Annotated in this window: 22 protein-coding genes; 10 read left to right on the plus strand and 12 right to left on the minus strand. The window is 61.7% G+C overall.

The window, feature by feature from the left end:
* Window positions 1–82 precede the first annotated feature (82 nt).
* The 7 genes from KKQ10_RS00860 to KKQ10_RS00890 form a co-directional block, all read right to left on the minus strand.
* Window positions 83–646 (minus strand): NUDIX hydrolase, encoded by a 564-nt coding sequence (locus tag KKQ10_RS00860; RefSeq protein ID WP_127652284.1) that lies wholly within the window; start codon window positions 644–646, stop codon window positions 83–85.
* A gap of 1 nt (window position 647) precedes the next feature.
* Entirely contained in the window at window positions 648–1,400 is a 753-nt protein-coding gene (locus KKQ10_RS00865; RefSeq protein WP_127652283.1) for a GntR family transcriptional regulator, read from the minus strand.
* A 42-nt stretch (window positions 1,401–1,442) separates the two neighbouring features.
* Window positions 1,443–1,847 (minus strand): carboxymuconolactone decarboxylase family protein, encoded by a 405-nt coding sequence (locus KKQ10_RS00870; protein ID WP_016984498.1) that lies wholly within the window; start codon window positions 1,845–1,847, stop codon window positions 1,443–1,445.
* Window positions 1,848–1,978: 131 nt separating this feature from the next.
* Window positions 1,979–2,464 (minus strand): flavin reductase family protein, encoded by a 486-nt coding sequence (locus KKQ10_RS00875; RefSeq protein ID WP_127652282.1) that lies wholly within the window; start codon window positions 2,462–2,464, stop codon window positions 1,979–1,981.
* A 12-nt stretch (window positions 2,465–2,476) separates the two neighbouring features.
* Window positions 2,477–3,958 carry an aldehyde dehydrogenase gene (locus tag KKQ10_RS00880; protein ID WP_215499738.1) on the minus strand — a complete coding sequence of 494 codons (1,482 nt, stop codon included), beginning with the start codon at window positions 3,956–3,958 and terminating at the stop codon, window positions 2,477–2,479.
* Window positions 3,955–4,788, minus strand: a complete 834-nt coding sequence (locus KKQ10_RS00885) for an alpha/beta fold hydrolase (RefSeq protein ID WP_127652280.1) — start codon at window positions 4,786–4,788, stop codon at window positions 3,955–3,957. The genes KKQ10_RS00880 and KKQ10_RS00885 overlap by 4 nt, the downstream gene beginning before the upstream one ends.
* Before the next feature lie 31 nt (window positions 4,789–4,819).
* Window positions 4,820–5,410, minus strand: a complete 591-nt coding sequence (locus KKQ10_RS00890) for an amino acid synthesis family protein (RefSeq protein ID WP_007968626.1) — start codon at window positions 5,408–5,410, stop codon at window positions 4,820–4,822.
* 462 nt (window positions 5,411–5,872) lie between these two features.
* On the opposite strand from KKQ10_RS00890, the gene KKQ10_RS00895 reads away from it, so the two are divergent.
* Both KKQ10_RS00895 and KKQ10_RS00900 read left to right on the plus strand, forming a co-directional pair.
* The gene (locus tag KKQ10_RS00895; RefSeq protein WP_215499740.1) at window positions 5,873–6,916 is read left to right on the plus strand and encodes a WD40/YVTN/BNR-like repeat-containing protein; all 1,044 of its coding nucleotides are present in this window, start codon (window positions 5,873–5,875) and stop codon (window positions 6,914–6,916) included.
* Window positions 6,913–9,297, plus strand: a complete 2,385-nt coding sequence (locus tag KKQ10_RS00900; RefSeq protein WP_127652278.1) for an efflux RND transporter permease subunit — start codon at window positions 6,913–6,915, stop codon at window positions 9,295–9,297. The genes KKQ10_RS00895 and KKQ10_RS00900 overlap by 4 nt, the downstream gene beginning before the upstream one ends.
* 174 nt (window positions 9,298–9,471) lie before the next feature.
* On the opposite strand, the gene KKQ10_RS00905 is transcribed toward KKQ10_RS00900, so the two are convergent.
* Together KKQ10_RS00905 and KKQ10_RS00910 are read right to left on the minus strand one after the other, a co-directional pair.
* Window positions 9,472–10,191 (minus strand): FadR/GntR family transcriptional regulator, encoded by a 720-nt coding sequence (locus KKQ10_RS00905; RefSeq protein ID WP_215499742.1) that lies wholly within the window; start codon window positions 10,189–10,191, stop codon window positions 9,472–9,474.
* A gap of 211 nt (window positions 10,192–10,402) precedes the next feature.
* A complete protein-coding gene (locus KKQ10_RS00910; protein WP_127652276.1) occupies window positions 10,403–12,139 on the minus strand; it encodes an IlvD/Edd family dehydratase in 1,737 nt (578 codons plus the stop codon).
* A gap of 193 nt (window positions 12,140–12,332) precedes the next feature.
* Between KKQ10_RS00910 and KKQ10_RS00915 the strand changes: the two genes are divergently transcribed.
* The 8 genes from KKQ10_RS00915 (at window position 12,333) to KKQ10_RS00950 (ending at window position 19,092) form a co-directional block, all read left to right on the plus strand.
* On the plus strand, window positions 12,333–13,655 hold the full coding sequence (locus KKQ10_RS00915) for an MFS transporter (protein WP_215499744.1): 1,323 nt from the start codon (window positions 12,333–12,335) through the stop codon (window positions 13,653–13,655).
* A 150-nt stretch (window positions 13,656–13,805) separates the two neighbouring features.
* On the plus strand, window positions 13,806–14,798 hold the full coding sequence (gene araD1, locus KKQ10_RS00920) for an AraD1 family protein (RefSeq protein ID WP_127652274.1): 993 nt from the start codon (window positions 13,806–13,808) through the stop codon (window positions 14,796–14,798).
* A gap of 9 nt (window positions 14,799–14,807) precedes the next feature.
* Window positions 14,808–16,388 carry an aldehyde dehydrogenase (NADP(+)) gene (locus KKQ10_RS00925; RefSeq protein ID WP_215499746.1) on the plus strand — a complete coding sequence of 527 codons (1,581 nt, stop codon included), beginning with the start codon at window positions 14,808–14,810 and terminating at the stop codon, window positions 16,386–16,388.
* A gap of 155 nt (window positions 16,389–16,543) precedes the next feature.
* A complete protein-coding gene (locus KKQ10_RS00930) occupies window positions 16,544–16,855 on the plus strand; it encodes a DUF5629 family protein (protein WP_127652271.1) in 312 nt (103 codons plus the stop codon).
* Complete coding sequence (locus KKQ10_RS00935; protein WP_215499748.1) at window positions 16,842–18,017, plus strand: lactonase family protein; 1,176 nt, start codon at window positions 16,842–16,844, stop codon at window positions 18,015–18,017. The genes KKQ10_RS00930 and KKQ10_RS00935 overlap by 14 nt, the downstream gene beginning before the upstream one ends.
* A 156-nt stretch (window positions 18,018–18,173) precedes the next feature.
* The gene (locus tag KKQ10_RS00940) at window positions 18,174–18,353 is read left to right on the plus strand and encodes a hypothetical protein (protein WP_115989595.1); all 180 of its coding nucleotides are present in this window, start codon (window positions 18,174–18,176) and stop codon (window positions 18,351–18,353) included.
* 272 nt (window positions 18,354–18,625) lie between these two features.
* Complete coding sequence (locus tag KKQ10_RS00945; RefSeq protein ID WP_215499750.1) at window positions 18,626–18,838, plus strand: hypothetical protein; 213 nt, start codon at window positions 18,626–18,628, stop codon at window positions 18,836–18,838.
* Window positions 18,835–19,092: a hypothetical protein gene (locus KKQ10_RS00950; RefSeq protein WP_215499751.1), complete on the plus strand. Its 258-nt coding sequence runs from the start codon at window positions 18,835–18,837 to the stop codon at window positions 19,090–19,092. Before KKQ10_RS00945 ends, KKQ10_RS00950 begins: the two co-directional genes overlap by 4 nt.
* A 173-nt stretch (window positions 19,093–19,265) precedes the next feature.
* Here the strand turns inward: KKQ10_RS00950 and KKQ10_RS00955 are convergent, their stop codons facing one another.
* Genes KKQ10_RS00955 through KKQ10_RS00965 form a run of 3 tightly spaced genes read right to left on the minus strand, consistent with a single transcriptional unit; the run spans window position 19,266 to window position 24,741 of the window.
* Window positions 19,266–19,862 carry a glutathione S-transferase gene (locus KKQ10_RS00955; protein ID WP_215499753.1) on the minus strand — a complete coding sequence of 199 codons (597 nt, stop codon included), beginning with the start codon at window positions 19,860–19,862 and terminating at the stop codon, window positions 19,266–19,268.
* On the minus strand, window positions 19,859–23,500 hold the full coding sequence (locus KKQ10_RS00960) for an AAA family ATPase (protein ID WP_215499755.1): 3,642 nt from the start codon (window positions 23,498–23,500) through the stop codon (window positions 19,859–19,861). The genes KKQ10_RS00955 and KKQ10_RS00960 overlap by 4 nt, the downstream gene beginning before the upstream one ends.
* Entirely contained in the window at window positions 23,497–24,741 is a 1,245-nt protein-coding gene (locus KKQ10_RS00965) for an exonuclease SbcCD subunit D C-terminal domain-containing protein (RefSeq protein WP_127652256.1), read from the minus strand. The genes KKQ10_RS00960 and KKQ10_RS00965 overlap by 4 nt, the downstream gene beginning before the upstream one ends.
* Window positions 24,742–24,750: the final 9 nt, after the last annotated feature.

Consider the following 24,750-nt stretch of genomic DNA (forward strand, 5'->3'; position numbering starts at 1 on the left):
ATCTTTTGATCTTGCTTTTAAAAACAGGATCAAAAGATCGCAGCCTTCGGCAGCTCCTACAGGGGTCGGGTAGCGCTTGACGTCAGCGGATAAAGTGGATCTTCCCGCTGTCATCATTGCCCATGTAGATCCCATACACCCCGGCCTGACGCTCCTCGATATAACGCTCGAGGATCTGCCGGATCGCCGGGTAGTAGATCTGCTCCCACGGGATGTCTTCGGGGGCGAAGAACTTGTAGTCCAGGGTCTCGGGGCCGAACTGGCCGGTGATCTCCAGCGCGATGGCGCGGAAGATGATGTACACCTCGCTGATCTTCGGCACGCTGAAAATCGAGTACGGCGAGAGGATTTCCGCACGCACGCCGCTTTCTTCCCAGACTTCACGCAGCGCCGCCTGCTCGGTGGTTTCGCCGCTTTCCATGAAGCCGGCCGGCAGGGTCCAGGTGCCCGGGCGCGGTGGGATCGCCCGTTGGCACAAGAGGTATTTGCCGTCCTGCTCGATGATGCAGCCGGCGATGATCTTCGGATTGACGTAGTGGATGTAGCCGCAGCCGCGGCACATCAGGCGCTCGTGCGTATCGCCCGGCGGCACCTGCTGACCGAGGTCAGGGCCACCGCATTTCGGGCAAAAGCTCGGGCTGAACATGTCAGTGACCTATGCGCGGTTCTTTCAGCGCGATGGGCAGGGTGATGTTCGGCGTGGCGCCGGTCTCTTCCTGTTTGCGCTTGAGGTAGTCGAGGGCCACGGCCGCTGCGGCGCGAACGTGATCGACACAGGCCTGATGCGCCGCCAGCGGATCGCCGCTCTTGATCGCCTCGACCATTTTTTCCATTTCCTGGTTACTCGCGCCGCGCCGGTTTTCCTGGGACACCGAAGTCGCCCGCAGGTAGCTGATGCGCGCTTGCAACTGGCGCAGCTGAGTGGCCGCGACATGGTTGCCCGAGCCTTCGAGCAGCACGTCGTAGAAACCCTGCACCGAGTCGATCACCTGTTGCAGCTCGCCGTCCTTGAGCGCCTTGCGGTTCTCGTCGAGGGCCTTTTCCAGGGCCTTGATGTCCTTGGCCTTGGCGCGCAGGGTGAACAGCTGCACGATCAGGCCTTCGAGTACACAGCGCAGCTCATAGATGTCGACCGCATCGGCGAGGGTGATGATCGCCACGCGCGGACCCTTGGCGTCGGCGAACTCCACCAGGCCTTCGGATTCGAGGTGACGCAAGGCTTCGCGCACCGACGTGCGGCTGACACCGAGGCGATCGCACAGATCGCGCTCCACCAGACGATCCCCTGGCATGAGCTGGAAATTCATGATCGCGCTACGCAGTTTATCCAGCACGATTTCGCGCAGGGTGACGGGGTTGCGATTGACCTTGAAGCTGTCGTCGAGTGGCTGGCGTTTCATGGGGTCCGCTCTTGATGTTGGCTGTCCATGCCAGACGGGCATCTAAACAGCCGAGGGGTTGACTGAGGCCTCGGCGTCGGCTTCGGCGAAGGCTTCACGGGCGAGCCGGAAACTGTCCACGGCTGCCGGGACGCCGCAATAAATACCGACCTGAAGCAGAATTTCGCGTATTTGCTCACGACTCAGGCCGTTACGCAAGGCGCCGCGCACATGCAGCTTGAGTTCATGCGGACGGTTGAGCGCCGAGATCATCGCCAGGTTGATCATGCTGCGCTCCTTGAGCGACAAACCCTCGCGCCCCCAGACATGGCCCCAGCAGTATTCGGTGACCATTTCCTGCAGGGGACGGGTGAAGTCGTCGGCATTGTCGATGGAGCGCTGCACGTAGGCTTCGCCCAGCACCTGAGTGCGGATCTTCAGGCCTTTTTCGTACTTCTCGTTACTCATAAATCCTCCTCACAACACATATCCCTTGCGTAGGAGCTGCCGAAGGCTGCGATCTTTTGACTTTGATTTTCACGAGCAAGATCAAAAGATCGCAGCCTTCGGCAGCTCCTACAGGGATTTGTGTGAATCCGTCAGGCCAGGGTTGGCAACGGGCCGAGCTTGCCCTTGTGGTAGATCATCGGCGTCACCGGTTGCTCGGGCAGGATCAGGTTCTTCACCGCGCCGACGATGATTGCGTGGTCACCACCGTCGTATTCACGCCACAACTCGCACTCGATGATCGCCGTGGCCTTGGCCAGGATCGGGTTACCGAGTTCGCTCAGATGCCACTCGATGTCTTTGGCCTTGTCCTTGCCTTTACCGGCGAAGGCATAGGCCTCGGCGGTCTGGTCGGCGGACAGCAAATGGATCGCGAACTTCTTGCTGTCGCGCAGCACCGGGTAGGTGTCGGAGGCGTAGTTGGGGCAGAACAGCACCAGTGCCGGATCAATCGACAGCGCGCTGAAGGCGCTGGCGGTGATGCCGACGATACCGCCCGCAGGGTCAAGGGTGGTCACCACCGTGACCCCGGACGGAAACGAGCTCATGACGTCTTTGTAAATGCCGGGTTCGATCATGTCGCAGGACTCCTAGCGCATCACAAACGGATCAGGCATCGGTGCCTGGGAGAGGTTGATCCACACCGTTTTCAGTTCGGTGTAGGCCAGCACCGAATCGATGCCGCTTTCGCGTCCATAGCCACTGTTCTTGAAGCCACCGATCGGCGCCATCGCTGACACCGCGCGGTAGGTGTTGACCCAGATGATTCCCGAGCGCACATCGCGCGCCAGACGATGGGCGCGACCCAGGTCGCGGGTCCAGATGCCGGCGGCGAGGCCGAACTGCGAGTCGTTGGCGATCGCCAGCGCTTCGGCTTCATCTTTGAAACGAATCACCGAAGCCACCGGGCCGAAGACTTCTTCCTGCATGATCTTCATCGAATTGCGGTCGCACTCGAACAGCGTCGGCTCGTAGAACCAGCCGTCGCCGAGATCTGTCGGACGTTTGCCGCCAGTGCGCAAACGCGCGCCTTCAGCGATGGCATCAGCGACCAGACCTTCGACCACCGCCAGTTGCTGCGCGGTGGCCATCGGGCCCATTTCACTGTGGTCTTCCTGCGGGTTGCCGATGCGAATGCGCCGGGCGCGCTCGACCAGTCGGTTGACGAATTCGTCGTAGATTTCATCCTGCACCAACAGCCGCGAGCCGGACACGCAGCTCTGACCCGATGCGGCATAGATCCCGGCAATCGCGCCGTTGATCGCGCTGTCCAGATCGGCGTCGGCGAAGATGATGTTCGGCGACTTGCCGCCCAGTTCCAGCGACAGCTTGGCGAAGTTTTCGGCGCTGCTGCGCACTACATGCCGGGCCGTGGCCGCGCCGCCGGTGAAGGCGATTTTGCGGATCAGCGGATGACGGGTGAGGGCCGCGCCGGTGCTCGGGCCGTAACCGGTGACGACGTTGACCACGCCCGGCGGAATCCCGGCTTCGAGGGCCAGACGCGCGAGTTCAAGAATGGTCGCCGAGGCGTGCTCGGACGGCTTGATCACGATGGTGTTGCCGGCGGCGAGGGCCGGGGCCAGTTTGATCGCGGTCAGGTACAGCGGGCTGTTCCACGGAATGATCGCGGCGACCACGCCCATGGCTTCGTGCACGGTGTAGGCGAACAGGTCGGGCTTGTCCAGCGGCAGGGTGCCGCCTTCAAGCTTGTCGGCCAGGCCTGCGGTGTAGTGGAAGAACTCTGGCAGATAACTGACCTGCCCACGGGTTTCGCGGATCAGCTTGCCGTTGTCACGGCTTTCCAGCTGCGCCAGTTGTTCCTTGTTTTCCGCAATCAAATCACCGAGGCGACGCAACAGTTTGCCGCGCGCGGTGGCGGTCAGACCGCGCCAGGCCGGGCTGTCGAAGGCGGTCTGCGCCGCTTGTACGGCGCGTTCGACGTCCGCTTCATCGGCGTCCGGCAGTTCGGCCCAAGCCAGGGCTGTGGCCGGGTTGAGGCTTTCGAAGGTCTTGCCGCAGAGGGCATCGACCCATTCTCCGCCGATGCACATCTGGAAGCGTGCGAGTGTCATGCAACGATCCCCTTTATTTGATTTTGTCGGGAGTGTGCGAATTCGAGAAATTCCAGCAGCGTCTGGTTGACCAGGCGCGGCGACTCTACCGGCATCATATGCCGTTGCTCGGGCAGCACCGCAACCTTCGCACCGGGGATGCGCCGGGCCAGTTGCTCGGCCATTTCCGGGGTTGAACCGGGGTCGAGTTCGCCGGTGGCGATCAGCGTCGGTGCCTGGATACTGCCCAGATCATCGGCGCGGTACATGTCCTGAGTGGCGAACAGTTCGTAGGTGGTCAGGTAACCCTGCGGATCGTTACCGGCCAGGGTCTGGCGAATGGCAGCGATCTGCGCCGGGTTGGCTGCCTGATATTCACGGCTGAACCAGCGCGACAGCGCCGCTTCGGCGTTGGCATCCGGGCCGTGTTCGGCAGCTTGTGCGGTGCGGGCAATGACGCCGGCGCGCTGTTCTTCGCTGCGGTTGAACACGCTGTTGAGGACTACCAGGCTTTGCAGGCGCTCGGGGTAGTGCAGGGCAAACGCCCGCGCCACCAGCCCGCCCATGGAAAAACCGATCACCGCTGCCTGGGGCAGGTTCAGGTGGTCGAGCAGCTCCAGCAACTGATCGGCGTAACCGAGCAGCGCGGTACCGCTGGCCGGTCGCGGGCTGGCGCCGTGGCCGAGCATGTCGTAGGCGATCACCCGATACTGGCTGGCGAGGCCAACGATCTGGCCACCCCACATTTCTTTGTTCAGGCCCACGCCGTGGATCAAGACCACGGGCTGGCCTTGGCCGGTCGCCAGGTAACTGGTGCCAGCCGGGGTGAGTTCAGCGGTGAGCCGAATCATGGAGCGCTCCTGCAATGCCTTTTTATTGTGATTACTGGGCTTTTTCGGCGGCCAGTTCTTCCAGATCGATGTAGCGGTTGCCGATGCGCGGGTGCAGGCGACCACCGTCGGCGCAACCGAGCACCACAACGATTTCGTCGGCCCGCGGGGCGTCTTCGATCTGCATTTCCAGGGTGATGTAGTGCGAACGCAGGCCTTCGTCGTCCTTGTGCATCATCGGGATCTGAATCGACGTGCCCGGGCCACCGCGTTTGTTGGTGAAGCTCAGGTAGCTCTTGGCCTTGACCGCTTCGCGATAGTGGTTGCCGAAGCGCAGGGTGTGGATCACCGCCGAGGCGTGTTCGATCTCGCCGTCGGCACCGACCACTGCTGCCTTGCCGTAGGCCTCGATCTTCTCGGCGCCGCCGATGATGCCCACCAGACGTTCGACCATCATTGCGCCGAGGTCGGAACAGTTGGCGCGGATCTGCGGTTTCAGATCCTCGACGAAGCCGTTGCCCACCCAAGGGTTCTTCATCACCACCGCCAGGCCGACCATGGTCACCGGCTTGTCAGTGGCCTTGCCGCCTTCGATGAAGGTTTCTTCGACATAGCTGACGATCTTGCGAATTTCGAAACTCATGAGCTGCTCCGTGGGGGGATTGAGAGTGTCTGTGCGTCTGATGGTATACCATAATACCGATCGTGCAAGTCCCCCGCACAAGATTTGCCGCATACATCCGGCGAATGGCGCTGCATTCACCCGCCCCCCCCCGTTATTCGATGCCACGCGATATTTCTGTAGGAGCTGCGGAACGCTGCGATCTTTTGATTTTGATTTTTGTTTTAAAGATCAGGATCAAAAGATCGCAGCCTCGTTTCACTCGTCAGCTCCTACAGGGCTTTGTGCAGGCCGATTTGGTTAACAAAAGATAACGTGGCGCCGATTGTCAGACGTTTCCAAAGCCCGATAGGATGAGCCAGCTTCCCAAGGCGCTCTGGACTGCGGGTTTCACGGCTATGCTTGTGACCCATCAGTCACCACGAGCACCCTTGCGGCGCCCTAAGGCCGAATGGCCTAACAATAATAAATAGGGGAAGGTCTATGAGTCGTTGCCGCCCGCCGGCGTTACGCAACACCGCGTTGCTGGCCACAGCACTCACTTTGCTGGGCTGTGTTGCCATGTCGGCACCCGCGCTGGCCGCCGAAGCGCCAGCCGACGGGGTGTATTCCACCGAGTCGGCCAAAGCCGCAAAAAGCCTGATGCTCGATGTCGTTCACGCCGGTAACCGGTTGGTGGCGGTCGGTGATCGCGGGCATATTCTCTATTCCGATGACCAGGGCAAGGCCTGGACCCAGGCCAAGGTGCCGACCCGGCAACTGCTGACGGCAGTGTATTTCGTCGATGACAAACACGGCTGGGCCGTGGGCCACGACGCGCAGATCCTTGCCAGCGAAGACGGCGGCCTGACCTGGAGCAAACAATTCGAAGACCTCAAGCGCGAAGCGCCGCTGCTCGACGTCTGGTTCCAGGACGTCAATCATGGCGTCGCCGTCGGTGCTTACGGGGCCTTGCTGGAAACCACCGATGGCGGCAAAAACTGGCAGGACGTCAGCGACCGCCTCGACAACCAGGACCAGTTCCACCTCAACGCCATCGCGGCGGTCAAGGACGCCGGGCTGTTCATCGTCGGCGAGCAGGGCAGCATGTTCCGCTCCCCGGACTGGGGCCAAACCTGGGAAAAACTCCAGGGCCCGTATCAAGGCTCGCTGTTCGGCGTGATCGGCACTGCACAACCGCAGACCCTGTTGGCCTACGGCCTGCGCGGCAACCTCTATCGCTCCACCGACTTCGGCAGCACCTGGCAGCAGGTCGAACTCAAAGCGGCGCGCGGTGCGCTGGAGTTCGGTCTGTCCGGCGCGACCCTGCTCGCGGACGGCTCGATCGTGATCGTCGGCAACGGCGGCTCGGTGATCAGCAGCAGCGACAACGGCGAAACCTTCAGCGTCTTCAACCGCCCGGACCGCATCTCGCTGTCCTCGGTGACGGCGGCTGGCGACGGCAATCTGATTCTGACCGGGCAGGGTGGCGTTCACACCACCCAGCCAAACGGCGCCGAGATCAATAATAAGAAGGCGGGGCTATGACTTCCTTGATCACTCCTCAGCAGGAAAAAGCGACACTCCTCGAACGTCTGATTTTCAACAACCGCCCGGCAGTGATCCTGATCTGCCTGGTGGTCAGCGTCTTCCTGTTCTGGCAGGCCACACTGATCCGGCCGTCCACCAGCTTCGAAAAAATGATCCCGCTCAAGCATCCGTTCATCGAGAAGATGATGGAGCACCGCAACGATCTGGCGAACCTGGGCAACACCGTGCGGATTTCGGTGGAAGCCAAAGACGGCGACATCTTCTCCAAGGAGTACATGGAGACTCTGCGTCAGATCAACGACGAGGTGTTCTACATCTCCGGCGTCGACCGCTCCGGCCTCAAATCGCTGTGGAGTCCGAGCGTTCGCTGGACCGAAGTGACCGAAGAGGGCTTTGCCGGCGGTGAAGTGATTCCGCAGAGCTACAACGGCTCGCAGGACAGCCTCGACATGCTGCGCAACAACGTCCTCAAATCGGGGCAGGTCGGGCGGCTGGTGTCCAACGACTTCAAGTCGAGCATCGTCGACATCCCGCTGCTGGAGTCCTACCCGGACCCGCAGGACCAGGGCAAGTTGCTGGCGCTGGACTATCGCCAGTTCTCCCACGAACTGGAAGACAAGATCCGCAACAAGTTCGAAGCGCAGAACCCCAACGTCAAGATCCACATCGTCGGCTTCGCCAAGAAGGTCGGTGACCTGATCGACGGTCTGGTGATGGTGGTGATGTTCTTCGGCATCGCTTTCGTCATCACTCTGATCCTGCTGCTGTGGTTCACCAACTGCGTGCGCAGCACCATTGCGGTGTTGAGCACGACACTGGTGGCAGTGGTCTGGCAACTGGGGCTGATGCACTTCTTCGGCTTCGGGCTGGATCCGTATTCGATGCTGGTGCCGTTCCTGATCTTCGCCATCGGAATTTCCCACGGCGTGCAGAAGATCAACGGCATCGCCCTGCAATCGAGTGAGGCGGACAACGCCCTGACCGCGGCGCGGCGCACGTTCCGGCAACTGTTCCTGCCGGGGATGATCGCGATTCTTGCCGACGCCGTGGGCTTCATCACCCTGCTGATCATCGACATCGGGGTGATCCGCGAACTGGCGATCGGCGCCTCCATCGGCGTGGCGGTGATCGTGTTCACCAACCTGATTCTGCTACCGGTGGCAATCTCCTATGCCGGCATCAGCCAGCGCGCGATTGCCCGGAGCAAGAAGGACGCGAATCGCGAACACCCGTTCTGGCGCCTGCTGTCGAACTTCGCCAGCCCGAAAGTCGCACCGGTCTCGATTGCCCTGGCGCTGATCGCCTTCGGTGGCGGCCTCTGGTACAGCCAGAACCTGAAAATCGGTGACCTCGACCAAGGCGCGCCGGAACTGCGTCCAGACTCGCGCTACAACAAGGACAACAACTTCATCATCAACAACTACTCCACCAGTTCCGACGTGCTGGTGGTGATGGTCAAGACCGCCACCGAAGGCTGCTCGCGCTACGAAGCGATGGCGCCGATCGATGAGCTGATGTGGAAGATGCAGAACACCGAGGGCGTGCAGTCGGCGATCTCGCTGGTGACCGTGTCCAAGCAGATGATCAAGGGCATGAACGAGGGCAACCTGAAATGGGAAACCCTGTCGCGCAACCCGGATGTGCTGAACAACTCGATCGCCCGTGCCGACGGCCTGTACAACAACAGCTGTTCGCTGGCGCCGGTGCTGATCTTCCTCAATGACCACAAGGCCGAAACCCTCGACCGTGCAGTGCATGCGGTGCAGGAATTCGCCAAGGCCAACAACAAGGACGGTCTGGAATTCATCCTCGCTGCCGGTAACGCCGGGATCGAGGCGGCCACCAACGAGGTGATCAAACAGGCCGAGCTGACCATCCTGATCCTGGTGTACATCTGCGTGGCGGTGATGTGCATGATCACCTTCCGTTCGTGGGCGGCGACCCTGTGCATCGTCCTGCCGCTGGTGCTGACCTCGGTGCTGGGCAACGCGCTGATGGCGTTCATGGGCATCGGCGTCAAAGTCGCGACCCTGCCGGTGGTGGCGCTGGGCGTGGGGATCGGCGTGGACTACGGCATCTACATCTACAGCCGTCTGGAAAGTTTCCTGCGGGCCGGGTTGCCGTTGCAGGAAGCCTATTACCAGACCCTGAAATCCACCGGTAAGGCGGTGCTGTTCACCGGTCTGTGCCTGGCCATCGGCGTGTGCACCTGGATCTTTTCGGCGATCAAGTTCCAGGCCGACATGGGCCTGATGCTGACCTTCATGCTGCTGTGGAACATGTTCGGTGCGCTGTGGCTGCTGCCGGCATTGGCGAAGTTCCTGATCAAGCCGGAGAAAATGGCAGGGCAGAAGGGCAATTCGCTGTTCTCCCACTGATCCAGATGCCTGAAACAACAAAGCCGCAACCTTAGGGTTGCGGCTTTTTTGTAGGTCAAGATCAAAAGATCGCAGCCTCCGGCAGCTCCTACAGGAGGCCAAGTAAATCAGTAATCCAAGGGTGCACCCAATCTCTGTAGGAGCTGCCGGAGGCTGCGATCTTTTGGCTTTGCTTCAGGAGAGTTCGGTGCCGAGCACCGCACTCAACGCACTGCGCGCATCATCGAGTTGCACCAGCGTCGCGTGGCGGGCGCCAAGGGCATCGCGATTCTCGATCGCCGTGAGAATCGCCTTGTGGCGCGGCAACGCCAGTTCATGCAGATTCGGCCGCTGATTCGAATGCTTCAGCGCCTCGGCAATCGCCACCGAGAGCATGTTGCACAGATTGGCCAACAGATCATTGTGCGTCGCATCGGCGATGCGGCTGTGGAAGTCCAGATCCGGTTGCAGCAAGGCTTCCGGCGTCGGTGCGGCTTCCATGCGCTGATAGGCTTCGCCGATGGCCGCGATGTCGGCCTCGGTCGCATGCTGGGCGGCGAGGGCGGCAGCGGCAGGCTCGATGATGCTGCGCACGCTGGTCAGCACATTGAAGAATTCGTTCTGCGGACTGCTTTGCATCAGCCAGTGCAGCACATCCGGATCGAGCATGTGCCATTCACGGCGCGCCTTGACCACCGTGCCGACCCGCGGCCTGGAATACACCAGCCCCTTGGCCACCAACACCCGCGTGGCTTCGCGCAACACCGGCCGGCTGACCGCGTACTCCTCGCACAACAAGGCTTCGGCGGGCAGTTTGTCGTCGGGCAAAAAGCGTCCGGAGACGATCTGCATGCCCAGTTCCTGGACAATGCGCGAGTGCATGCTTTTGCGGTCGGAAGGTTTGCGGTAATCCATGGGGAACGGCGCGATCCTGAGCGATGGAGATGCCGCGCATCATAGCAGGCACCAGACAATCTTGAGGCAGTACACAAAACCAAATGTAGGAGTGAGCCTGCTCGCGATAGCGGTATGTCAGATGAACGATTGCTAACTGACACACCGCGATCGCGAGCAGGCTCACTCCTACAGGGGATTGCATTCCGATGCAGGCTAGGAAGCTGGGCTGTCAGTGGGAATGGCGTGGAACTTCCGCACCTCGGCAACCGACCAGGAAGTCAAAGTCGCAGCCCTGGTCCGCCTGCAGCACATGGTCGATGTACAACTGACGATAGCCGCCCACCAGCAACTGCTGCGGTGGCTGCAGATCGGCCATGCGCGCCGCCAGTTCGGCGTCCGGAATATCCAGATGCAAGCGCCCGCTGGCGCAATCGAGTTCGATCCAGTCGCCTTCCTGCACGGCCGCCAAAGGCCCGCCGGCCGCCGCTTCCGGCGCAACGTGCAGGACAACGGTACCGTATGCGGTGCCGCTCATCCGCGCGTCGGAAATGCGCACCATGTCGGTCACGCCCTGCGCCAGCAACTTGGCCGGCAGCCCCATGTTGCCGACTTCGGCCATGCCCGGATAACCCTTCGGTCCGCAGTTCTTCATCACCAGAATCGAGTTGGCATCCACGTCCAGCTCAGGGTCGTTGATCCGCGCCTTGTACATGTCGAAGTTCTCGAACACCACCGCGCGTCCTCGGTGCTGCATCAGTTCCGGGGTGGCAGCGGACGGCTTGAGCACGGCCCCCAGCGGCGCCAGATTGCCGCGCAATACGCAAATGCCGCCGTCGGCGCGGATCGGATTGTCGAGGGTGCGGATCACTTCGTCTTCGCCATAGATCGGCGCGTCCTGGGTGTTCTCGCCCAGTGTTTTGCCGTTGACGGTCAGCGCGTTCGGATTGGGGATCAGATTGGCTTCGCCGAGACGGCGCAGCACCGCTGGCAGGCCACCAGCGTAATAGAACTCTTCCATCAGGAAACGCCCGGACGGTTGCAGGTCGACAATGGTCGGCATGCCGCGCCCGATGCGCGTCCAGTCATCCAGGTCCAGCTCGACACCGATGCGACCGGCAATGGCTTTCAAGTGGATTACCGCGTTGGTCGAACCGCCGATAGCCGCGTTGACCCGAATGGCGTTTTCAAACGCTTCCTTGGTCAGGATCTTCGACAGACGCAGGTCTTCGCGCACCATCTCCACCGCTCGCATGCCGGACATGTGCGCCAACACATAACGTCGCGCATCCACCGCCGGAATCGCCGCGTTGTGCGGCAAGGATGTGCCCAGTGCTTCGGCCATGCAGGCCATGGTCGACGCGGTGCCCATGGTGTTGCAGGTGCCCGCCGAGCGCGACATGCCGCCCTCGGCCGCGAGGAAATCATCGAGGGTGATGGTGCCGGCCTTGACCTGTTCGCTGAGCTGCCAGACCACAGTGCCGGAACCGATGTCCTTGCCCTTGTGCTTGCCGTTGAGCATCGGCCCGCCGGTGACGACGATCGCCGGCACATCGCAACTGGCCGCGCCCATCAGCAGCGCCGGGGTGGTTTTGTCGCAGCCAGTCAGCAGCACCACACCGTCAATCGGGTTGCCGCGAATCGCCTCTTCGACGTCCATGCTCGCCAGGTTGCGGGTGAGCATGGCGGTGGGGCGCAGGTTCGATTCGCCATTGGAGAACACCGGGAATTCCACCGGAAAGCCACCGGCCTCGATCACCCCGCGTTTGACGTGCTCCGCGATCTGGCGGAAATGCGCGTTGCACGGGGTCAGTTCCGACCAGGTGTTGCAGATGCCGATGATCGGCTTGCCGTGGAACTGGTGGTCGGCGATGCCCTGATTCTTCATCCAGCTGCGGTACATGAAGCCGTTCTTATCGGCAGTGCCAAACCATTGGGCCGAGCGCAGGGTGGGTTTCTTCTCAGACATGATCGGTTCTCTTATTGTAAGACTATTGTTTGCGAGTCACGGCTAAACATAAGCTCAAAATCGGCAGTTTGGAAGTGTTGTTGGGTAATTAGTATTACTATATAGTCGTTTTCGACGGAGGGATTGGCCCTGGCGGTTTCCGCGAGAGGCGTCCCCCGAGGTTCTATAACAACAACAATCGGAGACCGACCCCATGAGCCAGGAATTGCGGCTTATCCGCCGCATCACGCTGAAACTGATTCCCTTCCTGATCCTGCTGTACCTGATCGCCTATGTGGATCGTTCCGCCGTCGGCTTCGCCAAGCTGCACATGGGCGCCGACATCGGCATCGGTGATGCGGCCTATGGCCTGGGCGCCGGGCTGTTTTTCATTGGCTACTTTCTGCTGGAAATCCCCAGCAACCTGATGCTCGAACGCTTCGGCGCACGGCGCTGGTTCGCACGGATCATGATCACCTGGGGCGCAATCACCATCGGCATGGCGTTCGTCCAGGGCCCGCACAGTTTCTACGTGATGCGCTTTCTGCTCGGCGCGGCGGAGGCGGGGTTCTTTCCCGGTGTTCTGTACTACATCACTCAATGGTTCCCGGTGCGCCATCGCGGCAAGATCCTCGGCCTGTTCATCCTCTCCCAACCGATTGCAATGATGATCACCGGCCCGGTGTCGGGCGGGCTGCTGGGCATGGACGGCATCCTCGGCCTGCACGGCTGGCAGTGGCTGTTCATCGTCATCGGCACCCCGGCGATCCTGCTGACCTGGCCGGTACTGCGCTGGTTGCCGGACGGCCCGCAACAAGTGCAGTGGATGGATCAGGCCGAGAAAGACTGGCTGAGCGGCGAGCTGAAAAAAGACCTGCAGGAATACGGCCAGACCCGTCACGGCAACCCGCTGCACGCGCTCAAGGACAAACGCGTGTTGCTGCTGGCGCTGTTTTATCTGCCGGTGACCCTGAGCATTTATGGCCTCGGCCTGTGGTTGCCAACGCTGATCAAGCAGTTCGGCGGCAGCGATCTGGTGACCGGTTTCGTCTCGTCGGTGCCGTACATCTTCGGCATCGTCGGTTTGCTGATCGTGCCGCGCAGCTCCGACCGCATGAACGATCGCTACGGGCATCTGGCAGTGCTTTATGTGCTGGGCGCGATCGGCCTGTTCCTCAGTGCGTGGCTGTCGTTGCCGGTGGCGCAATTGGCGGCGCTGTGCCTGGTGGCGTTCGCGCTGTTTTCCTGCACGGCAGTGTTCTGGACCTTGCCGGGGCGGTTCTTCGCCGGTGCCAGTGCGGCGGCGGGGATCGCCTTGATCAACTCGGTGGGCAATCTCGGTGGCTACATCGGGCCGTTCGTGATCGGTGCGCTGAAGGAGTACACCGGGAACCTGGGTTCAGGGTTGTACTTCCTCAGCGGGGTGATGGTGTTCGGTTTGATTCTGACCGGTGTGGTTTACCGCGTGCTGGAGCGCAAGCACGTGCTGCCGGCTGACCAATTTGCCGCCAGCGCTCGTGGCGCCACCCGAACCTGAATGGCTGACAGACACCGACCCTTGTAGGAGTGAGCCTGCTCGCGATGAGGCCAACACCTTCAATATTTATGGCGACTGATACACCGCAATCGCGAGCAGGCTCACTCCTACAGGGGGCTGCGGTGTTGCGAATAACACAGGAGAGGACATATGCATCTGGTGCAATTCGAATTGATTAACGGCGAACGCCGCGTCGGCGTGGTCGACAACGGTCTGATCCGCGAAGTGCAGGGCGCCCGCAGCGTGCGTGACCTGGCCCTGGCCGCCATCGAAGCCGGCGGCTCGCTGGAGCAGCAAGTGCAAACCCTCGGCCTCGGCATCAGCCATGACTACGCCGAGCTGCTGAGCACGCGGCGCATCCTGCCGCCGCTGGACCATCCCGATCCTGCGCACCTGTTGGTCAGCGGCACCGGCCTGACGCACCTGGGCAGCGCCTCGGCGCGAGACAAAATGCACCAGCAGGCCGGCGACGAAGCGGCGATGACCGACACCATGCGCATTTTCAAATGGGGCGTGGAGGGCGGCAAACCGGCGGCGGGGCAGGCGGGCGTGCAGCCGGAGTGGTTCTACAAGGGCGACGGCAGCATCGTCGTGCGCCCGGGCGAGGCGTTTGCGTTGCCGCCGTTCGCCGAGGACGCCGGCGAGGAACCGGAAATGGCCGGCCTCTACGTCATCGGCCATGACGGCAAACCGTATCGCCTCGGTTTCGCGGTGGGTAACGAGTTCTCCGACCATGTCATGGAGCGCAAGAATTACCTGTATCTGGCCCACTCGAAATTGCGCAGTTGCAGCTACGGCCCGGAACTGCGCACCGGTGAACTGCCGCAACATCTGGCCGGCAGCAGCCGCATCCTGCGCGACGGCGAAGTGCTGTGGCAGAACGAATTCCTCAGCGGCGAGGCCAACATGTGTCACAGCCTCGCCAACCTCGAATACCACCACTTCAAGTACCGCCAGTTCCTGCGTCCGGGCGATGTACACATTCACTTTTTCGGCACCGCGACCCTGTCGTTCGCCGATGGCATTCGCACGCAACCGGGCGACGTGTTCGAGATCAGCCAGGCCGAATTCGGCGCACCGCTGGTCAACGGCATCGCCCCGGCAGCAGCGGCTTTTCAACCGGACAGCATCGGCACCCTTTAAGGAGCTCCCATGACTCAGATTCTCGGCCACAACTACATCGGCGGTCAGCGCAGTGCAGCAGGCAATGTGAAACTGCACAGCGTCGACGCGACCACGGGTGAAAACCTGCCTTGCGAGTTCATCCAGGCCACGCAGCAGGAAGTCGATGCTGCCGCCCAGGCCGCTGCCGCCGCATACCCGGCGTATCGCAGCCTCAGCGCTGAACGTCGCGCGCAGTTTCTCGACGCGATTGCCGATGAGCTGGATGCACTGGGCGATGATTTCGTTGCCGTGGTCTGCCGCGAAACCGCGCTGCCTGCGGGGCGAATTCAGGGGGAGCGCGGGCGCACCAGCGGGCAGATGCGCCTGTTCGCCAAAGTCCTGCGGCGCGGTGATTTCTACGGCGCGCGGATCGACCTGCCGCTGCCGGATCGCCAGCCACTGCCACGCCCGGATCTGCGTCAATACCGCATCGGCCTCGGCCCGGTGGCGGTGTTCGGTGCGAGCAATTTCCCGTTGGCGTTTTCCACCGCCGGCGGCGATACCGCTGCGGCGCTGGCGGCCGGCTGCCCGGTGGTGTTCAAGGCACACTCGGGGCATATGGCAACCGCGGAACAGGTCGCTGATGCAGTGATTCGCGCCGCCGAGAAAACCGCGATGCCGGCCGGTGTGTTCAACATGATCTACGGCGGGGGCGTCGGCGAATGGCTGGTCAAGCATCCGGCAATTCAAGCGGTGGGCTTCACCGGTTCGCTCAAGGGCGGTCGGGCGTTGTGCGACATGGCAGCGGCGCGGCCGCAACCGATTCCGGTGTTCGCCGAGATGTCGAGCATCAATCCGGTGATCGTCCTGCCGCAGGCGCTGGCCGTGCGTTCGGAATCGATTGCCCGCGAACTGACCGCTTCGGTGGTGCAGGGCTGCGGCCAGTTCTGCACCAATCCCGGACTGGTCATTGGTATTCGTTCGCCACAGTTCAGCGCCTTCATGCAGCAGCTCGCTGGTTTGATCGGCGATCAACCGGCGCAGACCATGCTCAACGCCGGCACCCTCGGCAGCTACGGCAAAGGCTTGCACAAGCTCCTGGCTCATTCTGGCATCGAGCATCTGGCGGGCCAGCCGCAACAGGGCAATCAGGCGCAGCCACAACTGTTCAAAGCGGATGTCAGTCTGTTGATCGGTGGCGATGAAGTGCTGCAGGAAGAAGTGTTCGGCCCGACCACGGTGATCGTCGAAGTGGCGGACAAGGCCGAGCTCAGCGCGGCGTTGCAAGGCCTGCACGGGCAACTGACGGCGACGATTATCGGCGAGCAGGCGGACTTCGAACACTTCCCGCAACTGACGCCGTTGCTGGAGCTGAAGGTCGGACGGATCCTGCTCAATGGCTACCCGACCGGGGTCGAGGTGTGTGATTCGATGGTGCATGGCGGGCCGTATCCGGCGACGTCGGATGCGCGCGGCACGTCGGTGGGTACGCTGGCGATCGATCGGTTCCTGCGTCCGGTGTGCTTCCAGAACTACCCCGACAGTCTGCTGCCGGAACCGCTGAAGAATGGCAATCCGTTGCGCATCCAGCGGCTGGTGGATGGCAAGCCGTCACGCGACGCCCTCTGAAACACTAACGCTGTAGGAGCTGCCGAAGGCTGCGATCTTTTGATCTTGATCTTAAAAACAGAATCAAAAGATCGCAGCCTTCGGCAGCTCCTACAGAGGGATCGAGGCTCCATGAGCTATCATTGGCCCTTTCCCCCCTAGAAAGACTGTTTGCCATGACTGCCCAAACCCTTCTCAACGCCCTCGAACACTGCGGTATGGTCGAAATCGACGGCCTGCATGCCTTCGAATTCGCCCTCGACGAAGACGACAACCTGCACATCGAATGCATCGACGGCCGAGCGGCCAAGCATTGGGAATTCACCCCGGCTCAGGTTGCGGCGGCGACGTTTGATGAAGACCTGCAGAGCTGGTTGATCATTGGTTATGCCAGCGACACCAAAACCACCGGCGAACACCGCCTGGTCTGCCTTGGCGACGTAGTCAGCAGCAGCGATGACGAGGACGAAACCGATGAACATGCGTAAATTCTGGCCGCTGCTGATGGCCGGCAGCGTCGGCGCGATGGGCCTTTCCAGTGCCAGCGCCGAGAACTATCAATTGCTGGTCGGCTCCTACACCGCCGGCACCAGCCAGGGCATCTATCGAATGAATTTCGACAGTGCCACCGGCCAGATCGCCGCCAAACCGCTGCAAGTGGTGAAGAGTGAAAACCCGTCGTGGCTGACCCTGTCCAAGGATTCTCGTCGGCTGTTCGTGGTCAATGAAAACGGTCCCGGCCAGAAAGATCCGGTCGGCCGCGTCAGCAGCTACTCGATCGATCCGAAGACCCACACTCTGACATTGATCAATCAAGTGCAGAGCCTGGGCAACGAGCCGACCCATTCAAGCCTGAGCGGCGATGCCAGCCATCTGTTCGTCAGCAACTATTCAGTGGTGGAAGATCCGGGTGGCACCCTCGCGGTGCTGCCGGTCGACACTGACGGCAAACTCAAGTCGGTGGTGCAGATGAGCGCGCACCCGGCGAGCCGGGTCAATCCCGAGCGTCAGGCGTCCAACCACGTGCATTCGACGGTGTCCTCGCCGGATGGCCGCTACGTGTTCTCCAACGACTTGGGGGCGGACAAGATCTTCATCTACCAGTTCGACCCGAAAGCCAATCCGCACCAGCCGCTGACCCCGGCAAAAACCGCTTCGGTGAGCTTGCCGGCCGGCAGCGGCCCGCGTCATCTGCTGTTCAGTGCTGACGGCAAACATGCCTGGCTGACCACGGAAATGAGCGCGCAAGTCGCGGTGTTCGACTACAACGACGGCGTGCTGACCCAGACGCAACTGGTCGATCTGGCTGCTGGTCAGCCAACCTCGGACAAAGCCGCCGCCGCGCTGCATGCATCGGCCGATGGCAAGTTCCTCTACGTCAGTAACCGTGGCACCGCCAATCAGTTGCTGGTGTTCAGCATTGATCCGGCCACCGGCCAACTCAAAGAGCTGCAAAAACGTTCGGTAGAAGGTGATCACCCGCGCGAGTTCAGCCTCGATCCGAGTGGCAAGTTCCTGCTGATCGCCAACCAGAAGAGCAACGAAATTGTCGTCGTCGAACGCGATGCCAAGACCGGCCTGCTCGGCAAAACCGTGCAAAAACTGCCGATGGACGCGCCCAGCGACCTGAAGTTTATCGTGCGACAATAAGCCACAGGCCCCGGTTTACGGGGCCTGCCTCTTTGTATTAATCGCGCTGATATCCGGTACTGCTACAAAACATTTCAAGCGATCAACCCTCGAGCGTTAAGTTTGCTTCACGGCCCAACCGGGCAAGCCAGCCAACCGAACACGAGGGTTACCGCCATGAACTTCAATCTCTTCTCCGTCATTGCCGCTTCCGCCATTTCCGCCACCGTTGCGCTGCCAGCCAGTGCCAACGTTGAAATCGCCGGCAAAAAATCCCACACCCAGAGCTACACCCAGAAATACCTGCAACAGAGCGCCAACTTCTACGCCGCGCTGGATCACAAAGCCCAACACTGAAATGCCCGGCTCGAACAACTCCCTGTAGGAGCTGCCGAAGGCTCGGGCCGCGATCGGACGATCTTTTGATCTTGAAAATCAAAAGATCGCAGCCTTCGGCAGCTCCTACACGTGTGCGTGTGTTTTTCGCGGCCTGATAGGTTTCTCAAACCGCGCAAATAGACTGGCTAAATAATCAACGAAGTTGATGTTTACTATGGGAAACCCTGAGTGGTTACCGCGGCTTTTTTGATTGATCCTGACGGCACTGAAACATGCCCACGGAGAACATCATGGCCAGTGCAATCATTACCTCAGCCAAGCGCGGCGCCTATCTGGCCATCGGTCTTTACCTGGTCCTGGTGTTGTTCGTCAGCGTCGCCGCGCAGACTCAACACAACGTCGACGCGCCGATTCAGGTCGCACACCCCGGCATCCAGTTCGAACACCGCGCAGACAGCGTGCTGGTCGATCGGGCGGAACTCGCAGGGGTAGGCGGAGCATGAAAGGCTACAGACTCTGGGTCATCGCCGGCCTGGCACTGATGACCAATGGCGCGGCTTTACTCGGCTTCGGTCAGGGTTCGGTCGGTGCGCTGGCACGCGCCATAGAGGCCAATCACAGCATTACGCACAACATCGAACGGGCCAATTCTCTGGGGCTGATGGCCGGCAATCCGCCGGTCAAAGTATTGGCCGATTTTCTCGGCCCCTTCGAAGTGGATTGCTCGGCACTCGGCATGTGCCAGGTGCTCGCCTGACACCGCGAACTATTGTGGCGAGGGAGCTTGCTCCCGCTGGGTTGCGAAGCAGCCCTGAATCCTGCAAACCCAGTCTGTCTGATGTACCGAGTCTGAGGGTTTGCGACTGCTGCGCAGCCGAGCGGGAGCAAGCTCCCTCGCCACAGGGGTGTTCTGCAGGCAGAAATTCGGGGTTACTTCTTCATGATCGAGGTGAACAGCTCGGATTCGAGCAAGCGCTGCAACCACCCCTGCAATCGAACGTAAGGCGTCTGCGCAAACCACTCGCGATCCACATGCGCGAACTGCCGCACGAACGGCAGTAACGCCACGTCAGCCAAGCTCAAGTGATCGGCCAACAAGTAATCGCGATCCGTCAGCAACTCCTCCAGTCTCTGCAAAAACAGCGCCCCTTCAGCGCGATAGTCCTCCATTGGCTGCTCGGGATAGCGCTCGGCGTACTTGTAGCGATTCAGGTGCACCTTGAACACTTGATCGTTGCCCTGAATCAACTTGTCCATCCATAACGCCCCGAATGAATCGCCGTCGAGCAACCAGTCATCCGGATCATGCTGCGCCAACGCCCAGCGCATGATCTCCAGGCTCTCGTCGATCACCCGGCCACCGGCATCCAGCACCGGCACCGTGCCCTTGGGCGAGATCGCCAGCATCTCGGCAGGTTTGGCCTTGAGGCTGACTTCGACGATCTCCACTGGTACGCCCGAATAATGCAGGGCCATCCGCGCGCGCATTGCGTACGGGCAGCGGCGGAACGAGTACAGCGTGTTCATTTCACCTCCAGGGTGCTCAGGCCATTACCTTGACGCTGCACCTGAATCTGTACCGGAATCCGTTCGTGCATTTCCTGTACGTGGGATATCACCGCAACCTTGCGCCCCTGTGCCTGCAAGCCGTCGAGAGCGTCCATGGCCAGTTGCAGGAATTCCGGGTCGAGGCTGCCGAAGCCTTCGTCGATGAACAGCGATTCGATCTTCAGCGTGCTCGACGCCATCGATGCCAGGCCCAGTGCCAGGGCCAGCGACACCAGGAACGTCTCGCCGCCGGACAGCGAATGCACCGAGCGCAGTTCGTCGCCCATCTCGGTGTCCATCACCAGCAGGCCGAGCATGCTGCCGCCGCGTTTCAGGCGATAGCGTTTGACCAGCTGGCGCAACTGCACGTTGGCGTGATGCACCAGCAGGTCGAGGTTGTAGGCCTGAGCGATCTTGCGGAACGTGTCGCCGGTGGCCGAACCGATCAACGCATTCAACCGCGCCCAGCGCTGATGCTCGGCATAGGCGTCGGCGATCTGCTGCGCCAGCGCCTGATTGGCGTGCTGCCGACGCTGGTCTTCAGCCTGTTCGGCGCGCAATTCGGCGCATTGTTGCTCGCTGAGGTTGAACAGGTTCTGCAGGTCGGCGAGGGCACTGGCGAGTTGTTCGGCATCGAGGTTGCCGTTGTGCTGCGCCTGATGATCAGCCAGACGCTGGTCACGTTCCTGCAGCAGCACCTTGGCCTGTTCGACGGATTTTTCGTTGTGCTGCAAGCGCTGACGCAGTTCGCTGACCTGCGCGTCATCGACGCGCAGCAGGTCTTCGAGACCGCCGTCATCCAGCTCGGGATGACGCGCGCGCCAGTCGGCGATTTTGCCCGTCAGCTCGCGGTCTTCGCTTTCCAGGGACTGCTGTCGCTCCTGTTGCGCTTTCAACTCCGTAACAATCTGCACCAGTTGCGTGCGCACGTTCTGCAGTTCTTGCGCGGTGCTGGTTTCGGCATTGCGCGCCTGCTCCACGGCCTGTTCCAGTTGCTGCTGCCAGTGCTCGGCGCTGCTGTGTTCGCCCAGCAGTTGCGCGAGTTTCGCCTGGCAGGCCTGTTGCTGCTCGGCCAGTGCGCTGAACTGCTGCTCGGCGCTTTGCAGCTGCTGCACGCGGCTGAGCTGGCGATCCTGTTCCTTCTCCAGCGTCTGCTGGCGTTGCTGCTGTTCGGCCAATTCTTCCTTGTGCTGATCGACTAGCGCCAGGCGCTCGGCAATCTGCCGGTCAAGCTGCATGAAGGTCGCCGCCGGCTCGACGCGCAACGCTTCGAGGGTGTCGGCCGGCAGCAGGCTGGCGAACGCGCTGAGTTCTTCGTCGAGGCGCTGACGGTCGCTGCTCAATTCGCGTTGTTGATTGCTCAGGTGCTGCGCCGCTTGCTGATGCGCGGTCTCGGCATTGCGCAGTTGCTGGGTCAGGCGTGCGGCATCCTGTTGCAGGGTGAGCAGGGCGCTCTGGCGTTGTTCGTCCTGAGTGATGCTCTGGTTCAACTGATCGGTTTGTCGGGTCAGCCAGGCGTCGCGCTTGTCGGTGTCCTGATTGAACAACGCCGTTGCCAGCGGATGCGCCTGCAGACTCGGCGCCAGTGCCTGGAGCTGGGCGGTCAATTGTTCTTGCTGTTGCAGCAGCTCTTTCTGCCGAGCGATCACGCCACCGACATCGGCGCGCAGCTCGGTGAGTTTTTCCTTGAGCTGATCCACCGCTTGCTGCGCCGCGGCCTGCTCACTTTCATCGTGGCGACCCAGGCTTTGCAGCAACGCTTCAGGCTGGTGATACGGATGCTCATTGCTGCCGCAGACCGGACACGGCTGATCATCCTGCAACTGCGCGCGCAGCTCTTCGACACTGGCGCTACGGGCCAGACGCTGGCGTTCAAGCAATTCACGGGTGACGTTGAGGGTTTGTTCGGCGACCGTCAGTTCGGCTTTGGTTTTCACCCCGTCCTGGGTCAGGCGCTCGCGTTCCTGTTGCGCGTCGAGCAGGCGCTGGTGCAGCTCGGCGCCGCGTTTTTCCAGCTCTTGCTGACTGGCCCAGAGCCGGGTCATGTCTTCAATGGCGCGCAGCTGTTTACGGTTGTCCTGCAACAGGTTGCCGAGGATACCGATCTGCTCGGCGACCGCATCCGGCTCGGCGCCGGCTTCTTTGAACAGCACTTCCAGTTGTTGTTTTTGCGTGGCCAGCGCCTCGGCGCTTTGCACCGCGTTCTGTTCGAGGCTGGCGAGTTCGGCCTGGCCCTTGTTCAGGCGATTGCCGATCAGCATCAGCTGTTGCAGGCGATCGCGGTAGGCATTCCACGCATCGCTCAGCGGCGCCAGATCGGCACTCTGTTCCAGCTCGGCCGCCATTTTCTGCAGACGTTCAGCGACCTCGGCCTGTTTCGCCTGCAAAGCCTGAATGGCGCTCTGGCCTTGCGTGCAGGCCTGTTCGGCGGACTGGCGAGCCTCGGCGCTGAGGGCGGTGTCCTTGGCGAGGCGGGCGAGGGTGCTTTGCTCCTCGAATGCCTGACGCAGCAGCGGGGCGCTTTCGCTGTGTCGCTGCTGCGCTTCACTCAGGGCGACTTTCGCCGACTCGAGGGCCTGTTCCAGTTGCGTCTGGCGCTCGCCGAGTTCGCCGTATTGGCGGGTGTGCGCGGCAATCTGTGTAGCCAACGGGGTCAGTTGCGCATCGAGTTCGGACTTGCGTGCGAACTGGTGACGTTGCGGGGCGAGTTGTTCCAGGCGCGTCAGCTTCAGGCGTTCGCCGGCCAGACCTTCCCACTGCTGTTGCGCACTGTGCAGTTGCTCGGCAGCGGCTTGTTGCGCGTCCTGCAACTGGCGCAAATCCTTGAGCCAGCTGTGCTGTTGTTCCAGTTGCTTGAGCTGCGCCTGCTGCAATTTCAGCTGTTGCTGAGCGGTGTTGAAGCGTTCGTCCAGTTCGGCCCGCGCCTCGGGCGCCAGCGGGGTGACGCCGGTGGCCTGATCCTGCAGCAGCTTGTGCGCTTCGCGGGCCTCTTTGGTCTTGTCGAACGCGCGGCGGCCGAGACGGGTGTAGAGCGCCGTGTCGGTGAGTTTTTCCAGCAGTTCGCTACGGTCGTTGTCGTCGGCCTTGAGGAACGCGCTGAACTCGCTCTGGGCCAGCAGCACGGCGCGGGTGAACTGTTCGAAGTTCAGGCCCAGTGCGGTTTCGAGTTGGGTCTTGTATTCGCCTTTCTGACTGGCGAGCAGTTGATCCTGATCGATGTCGCGCAAGCTCTGGCGGCTGGCCTGCAACTTGCCGCCGGCCTTTTCCCGGGCGCGGTTGGCTTCCCAGCGTGCGCGATAACGGCGGCCATCGACGCCGACAAAGTCCACTTCGGCATAACCTTCGCCGGTGCCGCGGCGCAGCAAGGTGCGCGGGTCACCGGTGGCGATTTCGCCGTCAGCGTCCGGAACCTTGGCGTCGCGGCCGGTGTTGTTCAGGCGCGGTACGGCGCCGAACAGCGCCAGGCACAGGGCATCAAGCAGGGTACTTTTGCCGGCCCCGGTCGGCCCGGTGATCGCGAACAGGCCGGCGCTGGCCAGCGGTTCGGCGGTGAAATCGATCTCGAACGGACCGGCCAGCGAGGCGAGGTTCTTCAAGCGAATGGCGAGAATCTTCATGGCTGCTCGCCCTCCATCTGTACGTCCTGCAGCAGTTCGGCGAAGTCCTTGAGGGTCTGTTCATCGACCTCGTTGCCGTAGTTGTCGAGCCAGGCACGGCTGAACAGTTCCTGCGGGGTGAGCTGATCGAGTTCGATCAACGCGCTGCTGTCGTCACTGCCATCGGCTCCCCGGTTGCCGGCGTACTCGGCGGCGATCCGCACCAGGCGCACGGCTTTGCCTTGCAGGGCGTTTTCCACTTGATGGCGCAGGTCTGGCTGCGGCTCGTCGAGGGTCACGCGTACTTCCAGCCACGGCTGGCGCTGGGTTTCGGCGAGCAGATCGATGTTCGGCAGATCGGCCAGTTGCAGCAGGATCTCCGCCAGCGGTGCCGGGCCGATCCGTTGCAGGTTGACTGAGCGCGGGATCAGTTTCGGTTCGACGCTGACCAAGGTTTCGCCGTCGAGGGTGATGTCGAGAATCTGGTGTTGATAGCCGATCTCCGAGAACGACAGCGGGATCGGCGAGCCGCTGTAGCGAATGCGTTCTTCACCGTTGACCTTCTGCGGCTTGTGCAAATGGCCGAGGGCGACGTAACTGATGCTCGGCCCGAACAGACTGGCGGGCAGCGCTTCGGCATTGCCGATGATCAAGCTGCGCTCGGAGTCTTCCGAGACCGAGCCGCCGGCCATGTGCGCGTGGCTGATGGCAACCAGCGCCTGACCCGGCTGACGCTTGGCGTTGGCCGCTTCGATCAGCCATTCGTGAACCTGACCGATGCCACGCAAATAGCTGTCGCCCAGATGCGCACCGGTCACTTCCGCCGGGCGCAGGAACGGCAGCGCCAGACACCACGCAGCGATTTCGCCTTGGGCATTGGGCAGTGGCAGCAGCAGACGCTCGGCGTCGAGCTGGCCGTCATCCAGCCACAACACCCGGCCCAGCGCATGGGTGCGCAAACGGCGCATCAACGGCGCCGGCAGTTCGATACGCGAGCCCGAGTCGTGGTTACCGGCGATCATCACGATGGTCAGCAATGGCTGCTGTTCGTGGGCGCTGACGATGAAATCGTAGAGGCGTTCCTGGGCTTTGACCGGCGGATTGACCGTGTCAAAGATGTCCCCGGCAATCAGCAGCACATCCGGCTGCGCCAGTTGCAGTTGGCGCAGCAGCCATTCGAGAAAGCACGCATGCTCGAAATCGCGCTCCTGGCCGTGCAGGTTTTGCCCAAGGTGCCAGTCGGAGGTGTGGAACAGACGCAAGGTGGACTC

It is taken from the genome of Pseudomonas sp. MG-9, from assembly GCF_018729515.1.
GTDB classification, from domain to species: Bacteria; Pseudomonadota; Gammaproteobacteria; order Pseudomonadales; family Pseudomonadaceae; genus Aquipseudomonas; species Aquipseudomonas serboccidentalis.